General features: G+C 49.2%; 13 protein-coding genes and 2 pseudogenes. 5 read left to right on the plus strand and 10 right to left on the minus strand.

The features are described from left to right. Positions 1–2: 2 nt before the first annotated feature. Positions 3–866 (minus strand): MurR/RpiR family transcriptional regulator, encoded by an 864-nt coding sequence (locus tag A9180_RS19810; protein WP_064530245.1) that lies wholly within the window; start codon positions 864–866, stop codon positions 3–5. A 182-nt stretch (positions 867–1,048) separates the two neighbouring features. Here A9180_RS19810 and tsr point away from each other — a divergent pair. Continuing rightward, positions 1,049–2,719: pseudogene (tsr, locus tag A9180_RS19815) on the plus strand (methyl-accepting chemotaxis protein). A 48-nt stretch (positions 2,720–2,767) separates the two neighbouring features. Here the strand turns inward: tsr and A9180_RS19820 are convergent. Both A9180_RS19820 and A9180_RS19825 read right to left on the minus strand, forming a co-directional pair. After that, positions 2,768–4,129 carry an MFS transporter gene (locus tag A9180_RS19820; protein ID WP_000410144.1) on the minus strand — a complete coding sequence of 454 codons (1,362 nt, stop codon included), beginning with the start codon at positions 4,127–4,129 and terminating at the stop codon, positions 2,768–2,770. Between the two features lie 214 nt (positions 4,130–4,343). Continuing rightward, complete coding sequence (locus tag A9180_RS19825) at positions 4,344–5,258, minus strand: GntR family transcriptional regulator (RefSeq protein WP_064530246.1); 915 nt, start codon at positions 5,256–5,258, stop codon at positions 4,344–4,346. 138 nt (positions 5,259–5,396) lie between these two features. Here A9180_RS19825 and lgoD point away from each other — a divergent pair, with 138 nt between their 5' ends. Then, entirely contained in the window at positions 5,397–6,419 is a 1,023-nt protein-coding gene (lgoD, locus tag A9180_RS19830) for an L-galactonate oxidoreductase (RefSeq protein ID WP_053273433.1), read from the plus strand. A 179-nt stretch (positions 6,420–6,598) separates the two neighbouring features. Here lgoD and opgB read toward each other — a convergent pair whose 3' ends face one another. The 6 genes and pseudogenes from opgB to A9180_RS19860 form a co-directional block, all read right to left on the minus strand. Further along, complete coding sequence (gene opgB, locus A9180_RS19835; RefSeq protein ID WP_064530247.1) at positions 6,599–8,890, minus strand: phosphatidylglycerol--membrane-oligosaccharide glycerophosphotransferase; 2,292 nt, start codon at positions 8,888–8,890, stop codon at positions 6,599–6,601. A gap of 254 nt (positions 8,891–9,144) precedes the next feature. After that, a pseudogene (locus A9180_RS19840) lies at positions 9,145–9,576 on the minus strand (DUF2501 domain-containing protein). Between the two features lie 48 nt (positions 9,577–9,624). Next, a complete protein-coding gene (dnaC, locus tag A9180_RS19845; RefSeq protein ID WP_064530248.1) occupies positions 9,625–10,362 on the minus strand; it encodes a DNA replication protein DnaC in 738 nt (245 codons plus the stop codon). Between the two features lie 2 nt (positions 10,363–10,364). Further along, positions 10,365–10,904, minus strand: a complete 540-nt coding sequence (gene dnaT / locus A9180_RS19850) for a primosomal protein DnaT (RefSeq protein ID WP_064530249.1) — start codon at positions 10,902–10,904, stop codon at positions 10,365–10,367. 106 nt (positions 10,905–11,010) lie between these two features. Beyond that, positions 11,011–11,484: a threonine/serine exporter gene (locus A9180_RS19855; protein WP_064530250.1), complete on the minus strand. Its 474-nt coding sequence runs from the start codon at positions 11,482–11,484 to the stop codon at positions 11,011–11,013. Then, complete coding sequence (locus A9180_RS19860; RefSeq protein ID WP_064530251.1) at positions 11,475–12,245, minus strand: threonine/serine exporter ThrE family protein; 771 nt, start codon at positions 12,243–12,245, stop codon at positions 11,475–11,477. The genes A9180_RS19855 and A9180_RS19860 overlap by 10 nt, the downstream gene beginning before the upstream one ends. A 627-nt stretch (positions 12,246–12,872) precedes the next feature. On the opposite strand from A9180_RS19860, the gene A9180_RS19865 reads away from it, so the two are divergent. Both A9180_RS19865 and bglJ read left to right on the plus strand, forming a co-directional pair. Next, positions 12,873–13,598 carry a helix-turn-helix domain-containing protein gene (locus A9180_RS19865; RefSeq protein ID WP_064530255.1) on the plus strand — a complete coding sequence of 242 codons (726 nt, stop codon included), beginning with the start codon at positions 12,873–12,875 and terminating at the stop codon, positions 13,596–13,598. Next, positions 13,556–14,233 (plus strand): DNA-binding transcriptional activator BglJ, encoded by a 678-nt coding sequence (gene bglJ / locus A9180_RS19870; protein ID WP_064530252.1) that lies wholly within the window; start codon positions 13,556–13,558, stop codon positions 14,231–14,233. The genes A9180_RS19865 and bglJ overlap by 43 nt, the downstream gene beginning before the upstream one ends. A 37-nt stretch (positions 14,234–14,270) precedes the next feature. On the opposite strand, the gene fhuF is transcribed toward bglJ, so the two are convergent. Continuing rightward, positions 14,271–15,059, minus strand: coding sequence for a siderophore-iron reductase FhuF (fhuF, locus tag A9180_RS19875; protein WP_064530253.1), 789 nt, complete (start codon positions 15,057–15,059; stop codon positions 14,271–14,273). Positions 15,060–15,199: 140 nt separating this feature from the next. Here fhuF and A9180_RS19880 point away from each other — a divergent pair, with 140 nt between their 5' ends. Beyond that, on the plus strand, positions 15,200–15,436 hold the full coding sequence (locus tag A9180_RS19880; RefSeq protein WP_064530254.1) for a DUF1435 domain-containing protein: 237 nt from the start codon (positions 15,200–15,202) through the stop codon (positions 15,434–15,436). The last annotated feature ends 100 nt before the right edge of the window (positions 15,437–15,536 follow it).

Consider the following 15,536-nt stretch of genomic DNA (forward strand, 5'->3'; position numbering starts at 1 on the left):
TGCTAATCGCCAAGTGGCTGGCGGTTAGCGCCACCCCGGTGGCTGTCTAATGCCAGTTTTATCCGCCGCAGGCGATCTTTCGCCTGCGCTTTATTTGCCATAGCCAGCTCTGTTGCCAGCACATCGATCATCGCGAGCATTGCGTAACGGGAAGGCGTGGGCTTAAAAATGTAATCACTTTCCTGAACCAGCAATGGCAATACCAGATCCACCTGTTCTGCCAGTGGTGTTTGTGCAGGCGTAATGGCGATAACTCGAGCGCCGTACTGACGGGCGATAGCGGCGCTTTCGATGATTTCTGGCGTATAACCACCGAGAGAAAGAACTATCACCACATCCTGCGGCATAACCGCAGAGCACATCATTCTCATCATCAGTGAATCGTTCTGACTGACCACTGGTAATCCCAGGCGGAACAGACGGTACTGGATCTCCTGCGAGCAGATGGTAGAACCGCCGCCAGTTCCCAATGCAAGAATTTGCCGCGCCTGGCTTAACCAACTGACCGCCTGACTGATGGCGTTCATATCCAACGAGCGACGATGCGTTTCCAGCACGCTGATAATTGATTCGTAGATCCCCTGAACACCGTCAAGATCCGGTACATCGAGAATAAACCGCTGCCCGATAGCCAGTGACTGCGCCAGTTTGACTTTCAGTTCGCGGACATCTTTGCAACCCAATGCCCGGGCAAAACGTGTCACGGAAGCCTGGCTGGTTTGCGTTAACCGCGCCAGCTCGGCGATAGGCAGTTCCACGGCTGCGGAGACGTCATCAAGAATAAATTGTGCGATACGCTTTTCAGTGGCGGTTAACGCCATAAACCGTTCGGTAATGCAGGAGATGATATCGATGCTATAAGCCATGGGAGTATCACTGATTCAGTAAAAACTGGTACTTTGTATCATAAAGAATCGCTCCAGAGTGTGACCCTCATAAAAAATGTAAGTAAACAGCGACAAAAACCCGCTCAACACCGCTTCAGATCATAAAGTTTTCTACCGCCAGGCCGACAACCTGAGTATCCGGTCTGGAGGGAAGAGAAACCATGTTAAAACGTATTAAGATCGTGACCAGCTTATTGCTGGTTTTGGCCGTTTTTGGCCTTTTACAACTGACATCAGGCGGTTTGTTCTTTAATGCCTTAAAAAATGACAAAGAAAATTTCTCCGTTTTACAAACCATTCGTCAGCAGCAATCCACGCTGAATGGCAGCTGGGTCGCGTTGTTGCAGACACGTAATACCCTCAACCGTGCGGGTATCCGCTACATGATGGATCAGAACAATATTGGCAGCGGTTCAACCGTTGCCGAGCTGATGCAGAGTGCCAGTATTTCGCTGAAACAGGCGGAAAAAAACTGGGTGGACTACGAAGCGTTGCCGCGTGACCCGCGTCAGAGCACAGCCGCAGCGGCAGAGATCAAACGTAATTACGATATTTATCACAATGCGCTGGCGGAGCTGATCCAGCTGTTAGGTGCAGGCAAAATCAACGAGTTCTTTGAGCAGCCGACCTAGGGATATCAGGACGGTTTCGAGAAGCTGTATATGGCTTATATGGAGCAAAACGATCGTCTCTACGATATTGCCGTCAGCGATAATAATGCTTCCTACAGCCAGGCGATGTGGGTGCTGGTGGGCGTGTTGATCGTCGTGTTAGCCGTCATCGTGGCTGTCTGGTTTGGTATTAAAGCCTCGCTGGTAGCACCAATGAATCGCCTGATCGAAAGCATTTGTCATATTGCTGGCGGGGATTTGGTAAAACCCATTGAGGTGGATGGTTCTAACGAAGTAGGACAACTGGCTCAGAGTTTGCGCCATATGCAAAGTGAACTGATGCGTACTGTCGGAGATGTTCGTAACGGCGCTAATGCCATTTATAGCGGTGCCAGCGAAATTGCCATGGGTAATAACGATCTCTCATCACGTACTGAGCAGCAAGCGGCTTCACTGGAAGAGACTGCGGCCAGCATGGAGCAGCTGACTGCAACGGTGAAACAGAACGCCGAGAACGCGCGTCAGGCCAGTCATCTGGCGTTAAGTGCTTCTGAAACCGCGCAACGTGGCGGCAAGGTCGTGGATAACGTGGTGCAGACGATGCGCGATATCTCAACCAGTTCGCAGAAGATTGCCGATATTATCAGCGTTATCGATGGTATTGCCTTCCAGACCAATATTCTGGCTTTAAACGCGGCGGTTGAAGCGGCGCGCGCGGGTGAGCAAGGGCGTGGTTTTGCGGTAGTTGCGGGGGAAGTGCGTAACCTGGCGCAGCGTAGCGCCCAGGCGGCCCGTGAAATTAAAAGCCTGATTGAAGATTCAGTGGGTAAAGTGGATGTCGGATCTACGCAGGTCGAAAGTGCCGGGGAAACCATGACAGAGATTGTCAGCGCCGTAACACGCGTTACTGACATTATGGGAGAAATAGCTTCTGCTTCTGATGAGCAAAGCCGTGGCATTGATCAGGTTGGTTTAGCTGTTGTCGAAATGGATAGGGTAACGCAACAGAACGCCGCGTTAGTGGAGGAGTCTGCCGCCGCCGCCGCCGCGCTGGAAGAGCAGGCCAGTCGCCTGACCGAAGCAGTGGCAGTGTTCCGGATTCAGCAGACGCAACAGCAGCAACAGCAGCGTGAAACATCGGCTGTGGTAAAAACCGTGACGCCAGCTACGCCGCGTAAAATGGCCGTGGCAGATAGCGAGGAGAACTGGGAAACATTTTAATCGCCATAAAAATGCCCGATAAGCAAAATGTTATCGGGCATAGGGAGATTAATCTTTCCGTGGGTCGTTGATCGGCTGACGAACCAGGAAGATGTACGCCAATGCCCCCGCTGCGGTGACGCAACCGCAGATGATTAGTGCCAGACGGAATGAGTGGGTGGTATCAACAATAAAACCAGTAATGATCGGCGCGAAAGAGGCGCAGATGAAGCTGGCAAAGTTCTGGATACTGCCCACCGACGCAGTCATGCGAGAAGCAACTGCGACGTGGATCAATCCCCAGCAGGATGTTCCTGCAAAGTGAATACAGAACAGTGCCATACCAATCAGCAGAACCGCTGTCATGGATGTTGTCGCTTGCGGTACGACCAGCGTAAAGGCGGCAGAACAGAACATCCCGGCAATAATGCAGATCTTACGGCTTTTAATCGGAGCCATTCCCCCTTTGACCAGCCAGTCAGTAACGTAACCGTTGACCAGCATCCCGGCAGCCCCAAACAGGAAAGGGATAGCCGCCATCAACCCTGTGCTTTTTAAATCCAGGTTATAGGCTGTTTGCAGGTAACCAGGAAGCCAGGCCAGGTACAGCCACGCAGTGTAGTTGATGCCACTGAATCCGAGCATCATTCCCCACATTGTGCGGTTACGGAACAGGCTGCGCCATTCGGCAAAACTGAGCGGATCTCGGCGGGCATTGACACTACCAGCATTGAGGTAAGCTTGTTCAACGGCAGTCAGTTCTACGTGCTCGCGGTTGCGATAGAGCATATACCAGCCAATGGCGAGAAAAATCCCCAGCACACCAATGGTAATAAACATCCCACGCCAGCCCATCACCAGCATCATCGCCGCCAGAATCGGTGGGCTTACGGCAACGCCAATGGTAGAAGCTGCGTTGAAGAAGCCCATCGGGCGTCCGCGCTCTTTGATGTTGAACCAGTCATTAATGACTTTTACACCGCATGGGTTCATCGGCGCTTCACCAATTCCCATACCGATACGCACCAACACGAACTGCGTAAAGCTGTGCACCATGCCAGACATTGCCTGGAACAGTGACCAGAAGAACATCCCAAGTCCCAGCATCAGGCGCGGGCCTTTACGATCCAATAGTGGGCCGCAAGGAAGTTGCGCAATCCCGTAAGCGAGTGAAAACACGGAGAGCAAAGCGCCGATTTCGGTGGCACTTAATCCCAATTCTTCACGAATCGTTAAATTTGCTACCGACAACGAACTGCGGTCGAGATAATTGATTACCGCCGCAAAAAATAATAACAACATGGCGGTGGTTTGAATGCGTTTAATTCGGGTACTGCGTTGAACTAATCCATCTGGTGGCACGGGAATATCTGCCGACGAAGATGGAGTAAATGAAGAACGCGGATCGAGGGTGATATTTTCTTTTTCCACGCCGGACTCCTGTATTTATAATTTTAATTGTTTACGTAATTGTGCATTACGCAAGGTTGACATTAACGGCAGGTTAAAGTTTTAGGACTTTACTACCGCTCACAAAAACATTTTTAGTCGACTGATTGTGAGCATAGGTAAGCGGGAATTTCCCGGTATTTATCTTTTGATAAAACCGTGCACCCGCTAATAGTTTGCTGTTTTTAATCCGTACTTAATGAGCATAACGCGTGTTCTCATTAATGGATCGAATCATTGATTGTTTAGCTGAATTCAAATGGTTACGGAGCGCAAGGGTGGCATCAAGGTCACTGCGGCAAATCAGAGCGCTGAGAATGGTCATATGCTCATCGACGGCAATGATATTGCGCTGTTTAAGATCGCTTTCGTCCCATTGATAGTGAAAATGAAAGATGACTGAGATGATCTCAAGCGATTGATCAAAAAAGATATTGTCGGCAGCTGAAAGCAGTAAGGAGTGAAAATCTCTGTCAAGTTGCGAGAACATGCGAAAGCTATTGCCGATGTTGTCACGCAGTAGCCGATGACGTTCGAGCATGGTTTTCGCCTGCAGCCAGCGGGGATCATGATCAGGCAGGTTGAGAAAGTGCTGAAGTGAATGTGTTTCGAGCATTTCGCGTAGCTCAAACAGCTGCTCAGCGTAGGATTGCTCGAATTGCTTCATGCTCCACTGGCCGCGCTTTTCGCTTTGAATAAGATTATAACGGCCGAATTTTAAAAGATATTCTCTTACTACAACCGGGCTGACACCCGCGGCCCGAGCCAGTTGCAGTTCAGAAAAAGTTTCCCCAGGGCGTAACTGGCGCTGGTTTATCATCGTGAAAAAAGCCTGCTCAAACACTTTGTTTTGTTCACTCATTGAAGCGGTAGTACAGGCGAAACCGTCATCATGGTCAGGTTTACGCGCAATAACATAGTCGTTTCCAACCTGCGTTAAGACGCCGCATTCGCGTAAGTGGCTGAGAATATGACGCACTGTAGTGCGGCTGATGTTGTACATTTCCGCCAGCGCACTTTGCGATGGAAGTGGGGAAGGGATATGACCCCGCGCTATATCATCAATGACCTGGTTAATCACATTGTGGCGTAAATTTTGTGAACGACTCATATTTTTCTCCTTGTGAGTCCATTAAAACCCGATTTAAAACATTTTTATGCGTGTGTTTTCACAAAACAGATTTTCCGTTCCGCTGCCATTTTTCATTTTCATTGATATCTAAGGCAACAAAAAATGGAGAGCCGAATCATGTCTACGATGAATGTTTTAATTTGCCAGCAGCCGAAAGAATTAGTCTGGAAACAACGCGAGATACCTATTCCGGGTGACAATGAAGCATTAATAAAAATTAAGTCTGTCGGGATTTGCGGTACCGATATTCATGCCTGGGGTGGAAATCAACCATTTTTTAGTTATCCACGGGTTTTAGGCCATGAAATATGTGGGGAGATTGTTGGGCTGGGTAAAAATATTGCTGATCTTAAAAATGGTCAGCAAGTTGTTGTGATCCCTTATGTTGCCTGTCAGCAATGCCCGGCGTGTAAAAGCGGTCGTACCAATTGCTGTGAAAAAATTTCAGTCATTGGCGTGCATCAGGATGGCGGTTTTAGTGAGTATTTGAGCGTGCCGGTGGCGAACATTTTGCCCGCAGACGGTATTGACCCGCAGGCGGCAGCATTGATTGAACCTTTCGCTATTAGCGCTCATGCGGTGCGTCGCGCAGCCATTGCTCCCGGCGAGCAGGTGCTGGTGGTCGGGGCGGGGCCAATCGGTCTGGGCGCGGCGGCAATCGCTAAAGCCGATGGCGCACAGGTGGTGGTGGCGGATACCAGTCCGGCGCGCCGTGAACATGTGGCAACGCGTCTGGAGTTGCCCGTGCTGGACCCATCAGCCGAAGATTTTGACGCGCAGCTGCGGGCGCAGTTTGGTGGTTCGCTGGCGCAGAAAGTGATCGACGCGACAGGTAATCAACATGCGATGAATAACACCGTGAATCTGATTCGTCACGGCGGCACGGTGGTATTTGTCGGCCTGTTTAAAGGTGAGTTGCAGTTCTCTGATCCGGAATTCCATAAAAAAGAAACGACGATGATGGGCAGCCGCAACGCCACGCCGGAAGATTTCGCTAAAGTCGGTCGACTTATGGCGGAAGGGAAAATCACTGCCGACATGATGTTAACCCATCGCTATCCGTTCGCCACGCTGGCAGAAACCTACGAGCGCGATGTGATTAACAATCGTGAGTTGATTAAGGGTGTAATTACTTTCTGATAAGGCGAGATTATTAAAGTTGCCATGCAGCGTCCGGGGAAGTGTTGGGCGCTGTTTTTTTCTGTTTCTCAATGATGTTTTGTAGGCCGGAGAAGGCGTTTACGTCGCATCCGGCATTATGTCCTCAATGTTGGATGCGACGCTTGCGCGTCTTATCCAACCTACAAATTAGTCAGGAATTACCCTTCACGTTCCACCACTTTAATTTCCACCATGCCGATCCCGAGCTTACGCGGCGAGTGTCCGAGGATATTCCCTTCGTTGGTTGAGACAGGTTCCGGCGGCACAATTACCAGTGTGTCGGCATCGGTTGGGTTATCGAAATGCAGTGTGGTGGTGGTCACTTCATTGCCCAGCACAAGGGTTTGTTCTTCATTGCCTACGCGTACCGGAATAGGACGGCTGGCGTTATTGCCGTATGCTTTGGCGGTAATCACCAGGTCAAATTTCTTCGGCAGCGGATGCTTGTACTCGATTTTCACTTCATCGCCTAGCTGCGCGTTGGACCAGCGCCCCCACGACTCCGGACGGGAAATCCCGCTAAACTGTTTCACTTCTTCCGGCGCACCTGCGACGTTAAAAATGAAACTGTCGGCTTTGTAGCGAATATCGTTATCAACAATCTTCAGCGTATCGACATTGCTTTTGTAGCGTTCCATATCGATGACGGTATCTTTAAATGCGGTTTTGCCCTTCCACGTCGTTTTATCAACATGCTGAACAATTTGCTGGCCACCAAGCTGCCCCTGGGAAACACACCAGTCAGTGGAGAGTGCCAGCTCCGGCGCCCATAGCTGCGCCATCTTGTAGCAGCGATCAACCCAGACGAAATTGTCGCGCGGAGCGAAATCGGCCAACTGGAAACGAAGTGGTGCAGAATATTCGCTTTCTGGCAGTGGTTCTACGCGTTTATCTGACACGCGTAACAGCAGTGGCAGACGGAAATGGGTACCCGAGAAGGCGATCATGTTTTTATTCTGATCGATGGTGAACTCTTTCATCTCGGTGGGGAATTTCCACAGACGAATGATATCGGGCTTCCACGCCAGCACTTTCTCTTTAATGTTGAGGAACACTTCCGACATTGATTGACCAGAGAGGCTACTACGCCCAAGGCCAATAAAGTTATCGCCGCCCAGAATATCCAGCACCGTCGCGCCGTTATCCATGGTGTTGCGTTTCACCGCCAGCGTCTCTTGCTGTGGCTTGTCGCCACGGATGACGAAAAACAGGTTGTTACGATCCTGTTTATTAAGGTATTTCCACGCCGTGTTGTTCATCGCCAGGTGGTCAGAAGAAACCACAATAACGGTGTCCTTAAACCACGGGGAGTTTTTGATTTTGTCGATAAACGCGGCGATGTTCTCCTGGCTGCAACTTACCGCGCTGAATGACTGGTTCGGTTTACCATCAAAGTCATACTTTTTACGGTTACAGGTACGAGAGATAAAACCATCCGGGTGATGGGTATCAACCGTCAGAGTAAACAGTGAGAATCGCTGACCAGAGCGGGAAAGCTCTTCAAACTTTTTCCAGGCTTCATCCAGCACGGTATCGTCGTAGAATCCCCAGTCGTTACGATAATGCGGGTCCGCCACCACGCTTTTCAGCTCTTCTGCACCATACAAATGGTCAAAGCCGTGTGATTTCAGGAACACATCTTTACCCGCAAAACGCAGGTTAGCCCCTTGCACAAAATAGTTCTGATAACCTGAGTTTTTCAGGATATCGCCAAGACAAATGTTCTGCGGGAAGAAGCTGGAAACCGAGGCAGAGGCGTTGCCTTCGAATGGAGCAAAAAGCGGAATGCCGCATTGAGAAGCCACCATGCCCGCGATAGTGTAATCCGTTCCCGGCAGCTGCTGCGTGTGGCTGAAATCCAGCCCTTCATTTTTCAGCGCGCCCAGTTCGGGAGTGAGATCCGGGAAAGCATTGTTGTCAAAATAGGTGCGTTCGAGGCTTTCTCCGTAGATATAAACCAGGTTAAGTTTTGGCTCAGGGATGGTTTTCGACGGTTCTTTATAATAAGCCGCAAAGTCAGGATCGCCGTCGCGTGACTGGGATTTTACCAGCTCCGTTATCTGGCGAAACGCCGGGCTGGCGTCTACAGAACCCAGCGCCAGTAAGAGCGCCAGCAGGCTGTAGCCAAAATGGTGAGGATGATGACGGCGTCGGCGTAGGATCCAGCCCAGCGCGCCGAAAACTACTGCCAGCGCCAGCACGATCCCAACTCCCGGCAGGATATATTTACTGACGCCAGCACCGGTCAGGCTGTTAGTTAAGGTATAAAGCACCGCGTCGTTAATGCCGTCGCCAGTAAAATAGTCACTGGCAAACAGGGTAATGTTTAAAACGACAAATAGCCCCAGCACCGTTAACGTGGCGGCAAACCACCAGGTGTTACGTCCCGCTTTCCATGCGTATATCAGCACAGAGGCGAGAAACAGGGCGAAAGAGAATAGTTCTGACAACGGGCGATCCTCACTAAACCAGGCTGTTTAGCCGATGTTTAAGATTTTTTGAGAAACACAATGTAATGGGGCTGCCATATTGCTGCAATTCTAGTGTCAAAAAAATGCGATGTTGTTAGGAATTAGTTTATAAACAGACTTTTTTGCGCAAGAAAGCTTCCCGTATACCAGAGGGAAAGACGCCCAGAAACAGGGAAAAGAGCGGGGAGGGGCCGCGTTAGCTTGTTAACAGCTAAAACGCGGCGTTATGCGGATCAGGAAATAAAGTTCAGACCTTGCTTTAACACCAGATCGCAGGCTTTGGTTTTTACCTTTTCTGCCAGAGGAGTCGTACCGATGTTATCCAGATTAAGCTGCTGACCATCTTTGGTTTTTAGCAAACCCTGAATGCCATCCAGATAGTTGGTATCTTCTTTCTGCTCTTCGTTGTTCAGGCCCAGCTTTTCCAGGACCTGATTTTTGATGTTTTCCGCATCGGTAACTGAAGCCAGCTTTTGCTTCGCGCAGTATTACAGAATGCCTGCGGCATTGTTCATGTTGTCTGCGCTTAACGCCTGGTTGCCGCTACTAAGCAGATTAGTTAATGAAGAGAGCGACCAACCGCCTCCCTGTGAGGTGCTATTTTGAGTGCTTAACTCGCTGGCGGCAATGGCACAGCACAGCAGGTGTTTAACAGTTTTCATCATCATTACTCAAGGTGAAATTGTGTCGCAGTATAACGCCGGAAAGGAGGATTAATACTCTTTGCCCGTTACCCGGCTACGATAACTGTCCCAATTAAAAATAACCCACAGACTGTTACCCAGGCGCATACGATCCATGACGCGCTCGCCCAGTAACTTGGTCATCTCTTCCATATTGCTGTTGGTCAGCATCCCGGTTGGGCGTTTGGAAGAAGAGCGGCGATCGACGATCTGGTTGATGATCACTTTTTCGTATTTCGATTCGGTCTGCACGCCGATCTCATCGATCACCAGCAGATCAACGTTGCTCAGATCGTTAAGCAGTTGCTCTTCGCTGGTACCGCTATTTCTGAAGGTATCTTTCATCGCCGACATAATATCGGCCACGGTAATTATCAATACCGATTTGCCGCGTAGCAGCAGTTCGTTGCAGATTGCCGCCGCCAGATGGTTTTTGCCGGTTCCCGGCTTGCCAGAAAAGATGAAGCTGGCGATGTTACCGTCAAACTCTTCGACATACTGGCGCGCTTTGCTCAACGCATTCATCTGCCCTTCGCACTCAACGCGATAGTTCTCAAAGGAGCAGTTTTGATGCAGTGGACGAATGCCGGAGCGGTTAAAGGTACGCTGCATTTTCATCGCCCGATTCTCGCGCTCAAGAGCGGCGGCGCGGAGCGCCCCTTGTTCTTTCTGCCACGCCAAAAGTTCTTCACCCGTTTTGAAGGCAGGTTTGATATGGGCAGGCATCATTTTTTGCAGACGTTGCATCAGGTCGCCAACGTTTTTCATCGTTACCCTCTGAATCCCGGTGGAATTTGGCTGTCAGGTTCACTGACTGTGTTCACATCTCGTTTTGCTAATCCGCCATTGCTGGCACGGCCGATTTGCAGACTGCGCGCCAGTTTTTGTTGCCACTGCACATGATGGAAGACTTTGCCTTCCGCCTGCCAGTAAGAAATAAATGACGCCAGTTCTTCGGCGGTAACCGGCTCTCTTAGCGCCACGCCCCATAATGCCGCCTGACGGATAAAGTCGGTATCGGGTTGCCAGTCTGGGTACATGGCGAATTTACCCATGGGTACAGCAACGGGAGCGGCTTGCGGTTCCTGATAGAGTTGATCGTCCAGGGCCACGTCACTTCCCGGACGCGTCAGTTTTTCTTCCAACGCCAGCAGTTCAGCAAGACGCGCAGGCGTAACGGCATAAAACGCCGGAGCGTTGTTGGCAAATACGGCAACCATGCCGCCTTCTGCTTTTGCCAGAACGGTTTGGTGATCGTGTACCAGGGCGTCAATACCAACGACGTCCGGGGTCAAAACTCTGGAAGACATACTGTTTCTCAATATGGAACGATGAACGAGAAGGGAGATTACTTTTATAGTAACACACGGATGAGGCCAGGCAGCCTCTCATCCATGTGCTTTAAGCGAGGCAATTTTATACGCGGGGGCGCTTGCGGTACAACCACAATCCAGGAACGGAAAGGCCGATGGATAACGCGCCAACAATTGATGAAGCTGTAAGGAAGTTAGTTAACAGGGTAATCATTAACGACTCGCTGTAACCTAACTGACTGATTTTTACCGCTGAAATCATTGCTGTATACGCCGGGATGCCCGGGAACATGGGAATAACGGCTGCCACGGTAAAGACTTTCGGATGCGCCAGATACCAGCGCGACCACTGAATACCAATGGTACCGACCAGTAGCGAAGCCATAAACGTCGACCACTCAATATTGAGTCCGGTAGTCATTAAAATCATTCGCGAACCATGACCCATCGCGCCAAGCAGCGCACACCAGCGTAATGCCCGGATTGGCACGTTGAACACCATCGCAAAGCCGACCGCAGGAATTGCGGCGAGGATCATATCCTGCGCCAACGCTAACAGAAATTCGATCACACCCATCCGCGTAGCCCCCAAATTGTGAGTGCCATCACCACGCCAACGCAGGTTGCCAGCGTCAGCAGACTGGCAATCGCCCAGCGTGCCAGTCCGGTATTTATATGACCTTTAAACATATCGGCTACAGCATTTATCAACGGAAAACCCGGTACCAGTAAAAGAACACTGGCCGCCATTGCCACAGTAGGCGTATGACTGAATGTCGGTAGTTGTAGAAGGAGGCCGGAAATTGTGGTGGCGGCGAAGGCAGTGATGCAAAAGTTTATTTGTGGATGGAGGTGGCGTTGTGCCAGTAGCTGGCGGATATACATGGCGATCATACTGGCGAAGAATGTAATCAACGCACCATCCCAACCACCGTTATTCAGTTTACAGAAACAGGCGCAAGAGAGTCCCACCATCAAAGCGACCAGCCAACGCGGATAGCGCAGGGGATGTATTTGGCTAAAACGCTTCTCAACACCTTTGTAATCCAGCAGATGGTGTTCCGCCAGAATCACAATGTGCTGGACTTCAGTCACCACATGCATATTAATGCCGCGATCGTGGTTTTTACGTGTCGATGTGAGACATTGACCATCTTTAATGGTTGTCAGCACTATGGCGTTCGAAGAGATAGAACTTTCGACGCAGTCCATCCCTAACGCCCGACCCAGTCGTGAGGAAAGCTCATCAACCAACGCACTTTCCGCACCATGTTGCAAAAGAAATAACCCACACTGGATACAAAGCCGTGTTACGGCTCGCTGTTGCTCAGTTTGCATAACTCGCCCTTTGTCATAGACGTGTTGCGTATTTTTCAAAAAATGAGAACCCTTTTGTATCACGAAGTATGGCTGTTTTGACGTTGGTTAAGATCAAAATTGCGCTGATTAATCCAGGTTGCGGTGATTAGTTCGCTGACGGGAGGTGATGCGAGTTTTGGGTTGAATAAATAATTTTATGAATATTATCATTAAAATGAATATGTCGTTTTATTTTTACGCGTTTGAGTAATGGCTGGTGAAATCAACTTTTCGGATCCCGGCAAGAAATACCCTTCAGTTTTTATTGATTTTTTTCTTGATATTCTGACTAAAGGCTTTTTATTTTACTTTTATTCGTGATTTTAAATGATATCTTAAACTGATTGAATCTGAGGGTTTTGATTAAGTATTTCTAACAACACAATTTAGATATTTTAAATGTGTCAGAGGTATTTTTCCAGGTTATTATTTGATGCTAGTCTCCTGAAACATACAAAGGATTTTTTGTGTGGCTGGGGTAAACTGATATGAAGTGAATGCTAAGGATAAATTATCCGCTCAATCTATTAATTTATTGGAATCATTTAAAGGATGAATGTCCGGAATAAACCATCATAATTTATAGACAGTGGATGTGGAGGATATATGTTGCCAGGATGCTGCAAAAATGGAATTGTTATCAGTAAAATACCCGTTATGCAGGCAGGGTTAAAAGAGGTCATGAGGACTCATCTCCCTGAATACGATATAACGAGTAGCGCCTCTGCGGAGGAGCTGACCATATTACAATTACGTCGTGCTGAGTTAGTTATTGCCGATTTAGCCGGACAAACAGAAGACCCGCGTTCTGTTTGTGAACATTACTATTCATTGATCTCACAATACCGGGAAATTCATTGGGTTTTCATGGTTTCGCGAGCCTGGTACTCTCAGGCGGTGGAACTGCTTATGTGTCCAACTGCGACGTTGCTGTCCGATATCGAGCCCATTGAGAATCTGGTCAAGACCGTTCGTTCCGGTAATGTCCATGCCGATCGCATCAGCGCCATGCTGACTTCGCCTGCAATGCCGGAAATCCAGGAATTTGGTTATCGCACCGTGATTCTTACCCTTTCTGAACGCAAAGTACTGCGGCTGTTAGGTAAAGGATGGGGCATCAACCAAATAGCTTCATTGCTTAAGAAAAGCAATAAAACCATCAGCGCACAAAAAAACAGTGCGATGCGTCGGCTGGCAATTCACAGTAACGCTGAGATGTATGCATGGATTAATAGCGCACAGGGGGCAAGGGAACTTAACTTGCCTTCTGTTTATGGAGATGCCGCGGAATGGAACACAACCGAATTAAGAAGAGAAATGTCGCACTCATAGAAAAATGCGTCATGAGCAGTATCGGTATTGAGAGTTTATTCAGAAAGTTTGCGGGTAATCCTTATAAACTCTATATGTATACCAGCCAGGAGGCTTTTCAGGATGCTATGTCGCGGGTTTCATTTGCGGCGGTTATTTTTTCTTTTTCTGCCATGAGAAGTGAGCGCAGAGAAGGATTATCGTGCCTGACTGAGCTGGCGATTAAATTTCCGCGTACCCGACGTTTGGTTATTGCAGATGATGATATTGAAGCACGGTTGATTGGCTCATTGTCGCCTTCTCCTTTGGATGGTGTGTTAAGTAAAGGATCGACGCTGGATGTTTTTCACCAGGAGCTGTTTCTTTCATTAAATGGTGTTCGTCAGGCGACCGATCGACTGAACAACCAGTGGTACATTAATCAAAGCCGGGCGCTGAGTCCGACGGAGAGGGAAATATTACGGTTTATGTCGTGTGGCTACTCAATGACACAAATTGCCGAGCAGCTTAAACGCAATATTAAAACGATCCGTGCGCATAAATTTAATGTGATGTCGAAACTGGGCGTCAGTTCTGATGCGGGGTTGTTGGAGGCCGCAGATATTCTCTTATGTATGCGGATTTCAGAAACAAGTAATGTGTTGCATCCATATTAATCTGTTTAATGCCGGGTTTATCCTCCCGGCAGTGTTTTTATTTCAGCGTACAATCCCCACACTGTTGCACATCCGGTAAGCGATAACGCTGGCAGCAGGTGCGGCGCACCAGCAGGCCGTCGCGCAGCACCACGGTACGCCAGAGTGGATTATCTTCACCGGTAGTAAGCGTTTTCTCAAAGAACAGGGCATGGCGGAGCGATTCAACTAACGCCTCGCCGAGCAACGGCTTCATCTCGGTCAGATACCAGTTAATCAAATAACCGGTATTACTCCAGATGAGTTTGCCGTTAATTTCACCTGTCGCTTCTAATGCCTGCACTACCGGGACAAGCGCCTGGCTGATTAACTTTTCCATTCGCTGCTGTGGTGAATGCGGTGTTGCGTTTTTGTCTTCACACACATCGACCCAGAAACAGGCGGCGCGCCCGGTTTCGTGAAACTCAACGTGGAAATGTTCCGGGGAAAGATCTAACGCTTTATCCTGCGTCAGCAATGCCAGCATTAATGGCGGTACCATCAGGCCGATATACCATTGCGCCCACAGTGAGATCAGCGGTTTGTTCTCGCGGATCATCAAGGGTTGATTGCGGTAGATATGATCGGAATAGACAGACAGCAGAGAACTTAACGCATTCGGTGATGACCATTGCGCCAGCGTCATGGCGCTATGCGGGGCGGGTTCATCCAGGCGGATAAACTCCAGCAAATGTTGACGATGTTCCGCAATCGTCGCACGTACCGCTTGTGCAAGCGTCGGATCTTGCGGCTTGAGATGCGTTCGCCAGATAACATCTTCAAAAAGCGTTGCGGAACGATAGGTCATAATCGTGATAGTAATCTAAATGATAATGATTGCTAATACTAATGATAGGTTTACCCGATAGCAAGTGATTTCTCTGGCTTGCAAATGATAAAAATTATCATATGATATTGGTTATCATTATCAATGAAAGAGATTAAACCATGTTGCAACGTATGCTGGGCAGTGGCTGGGGAGTGTTGCTGCCGGGATTGCTGATTGCAGGGCTGGCATATGCGGATTTATCGCCGGATCAGTGGCGGATTGTCATTCTGATGGGATTAGTGTTGACGCCGGTGATGCTGTATCACAAACAGTTACGGCATTACGTTTTGCTACCATCGTGCCTGGCGCTTATTTCTGGCGTCATGCTGATGATAATGAGCGGGAATCAGGGATGATAAAGCAAAGAAGAAACAAGAGAGGAAGTAAAGATAATTGGTGCGAGGGGGGGGACTTGAACCCCCACGTCCGTAAGGACACTAACACCTGAAGCTAGCG

It is taken from the genome of Escherichia sp. B1147 (assembly GCF_001660175.1).
Taxonomy (GTDB): Bacteria; Pseudomonadota; Gammaproteobacteria; order Enterobacterales; family Enterobacteriaceae; genus Escherichia; species Escherichia whittamii.

Excerpts from the sequence above, each read along its gene's own strand:
- A9180_RS19810 (WP_064530245.1), bottom strand. The coding sequence starts at position 866 with ATGGCTTATAGCATCGATATCATCTCCTGCATTACCGAACGGTTTATG.
- A9180_RS19825 (WP_064530246.1), bottom strand. The coding sequence starts at position 5,258 with ATGAGTCGTTCACAAAATTTACGCCACAATGTGATTAACCAGGTCATT.
- lgoD (WP_053273433.1), top strand. The coding sequence starts at position 5,397 with ATGTCTACGATGAATGTTTTAATTTGCCAGCAGCCGAAAGAATTAGTC.
- dnaC (WP_064530248.1), bottom strand. The coding sequence starts at position 10,362 with ATGAAAAACGTTGGCGACCTGATGCAACGTCTGCAAAAAATGATGCCT.
- dnaT (WP_064530249.1), bottom strand. The coding sequence starts at position 10,904 with ATGTCTTCCAGAGTTTTGACCCCGGACGTCGTTGGTATTGACGCCCTG.
- A9180_RS19855 (WP_064530250.1), bottom strand. The coding sequence starts at position 11,484 with ATGGGTGTGATCGAATTTCTGTTAGCGTTGGCGCAGGATATGATCCTC.
- A9180_RS19860 (WP_064530251.1), bottom strand. The coding sequence starts at position 12,245 with ATGCAAACTGAGCAACAGCGAGCCGTAACACGGCTTTGTATCCAGTGT.
- A9180_RS19865 (WP_064530255.1), top strand. The coding sequence starts at position 12,873 with ATGTTGCCAGGATGCTGCAAAAATGGAATTGTTATCAGTAAAATACCC.
- bglJ (WP_064530252.1), top strand. The coding sequence starts at position 13,556 with ATGGAACACAACCGAATTAAGAAGAGAAATGTCGCACTCATAGAAAAA.
- fhuF (WP_064530253.1), bottom strand. The coding sequence starts at position 15,059 with ATGACCTATCGTTCCGCAACGCTTTTTGAAGATGTTATCTGGCGAACG.
- A9180_RS19880 (WP_064530254.1), top strand. The coding sequence starts at position 15,200 with ATGTTGCAACGTATGCTGGGCAGTGGCTGGGGAGTGTTGCTGCCGGGA.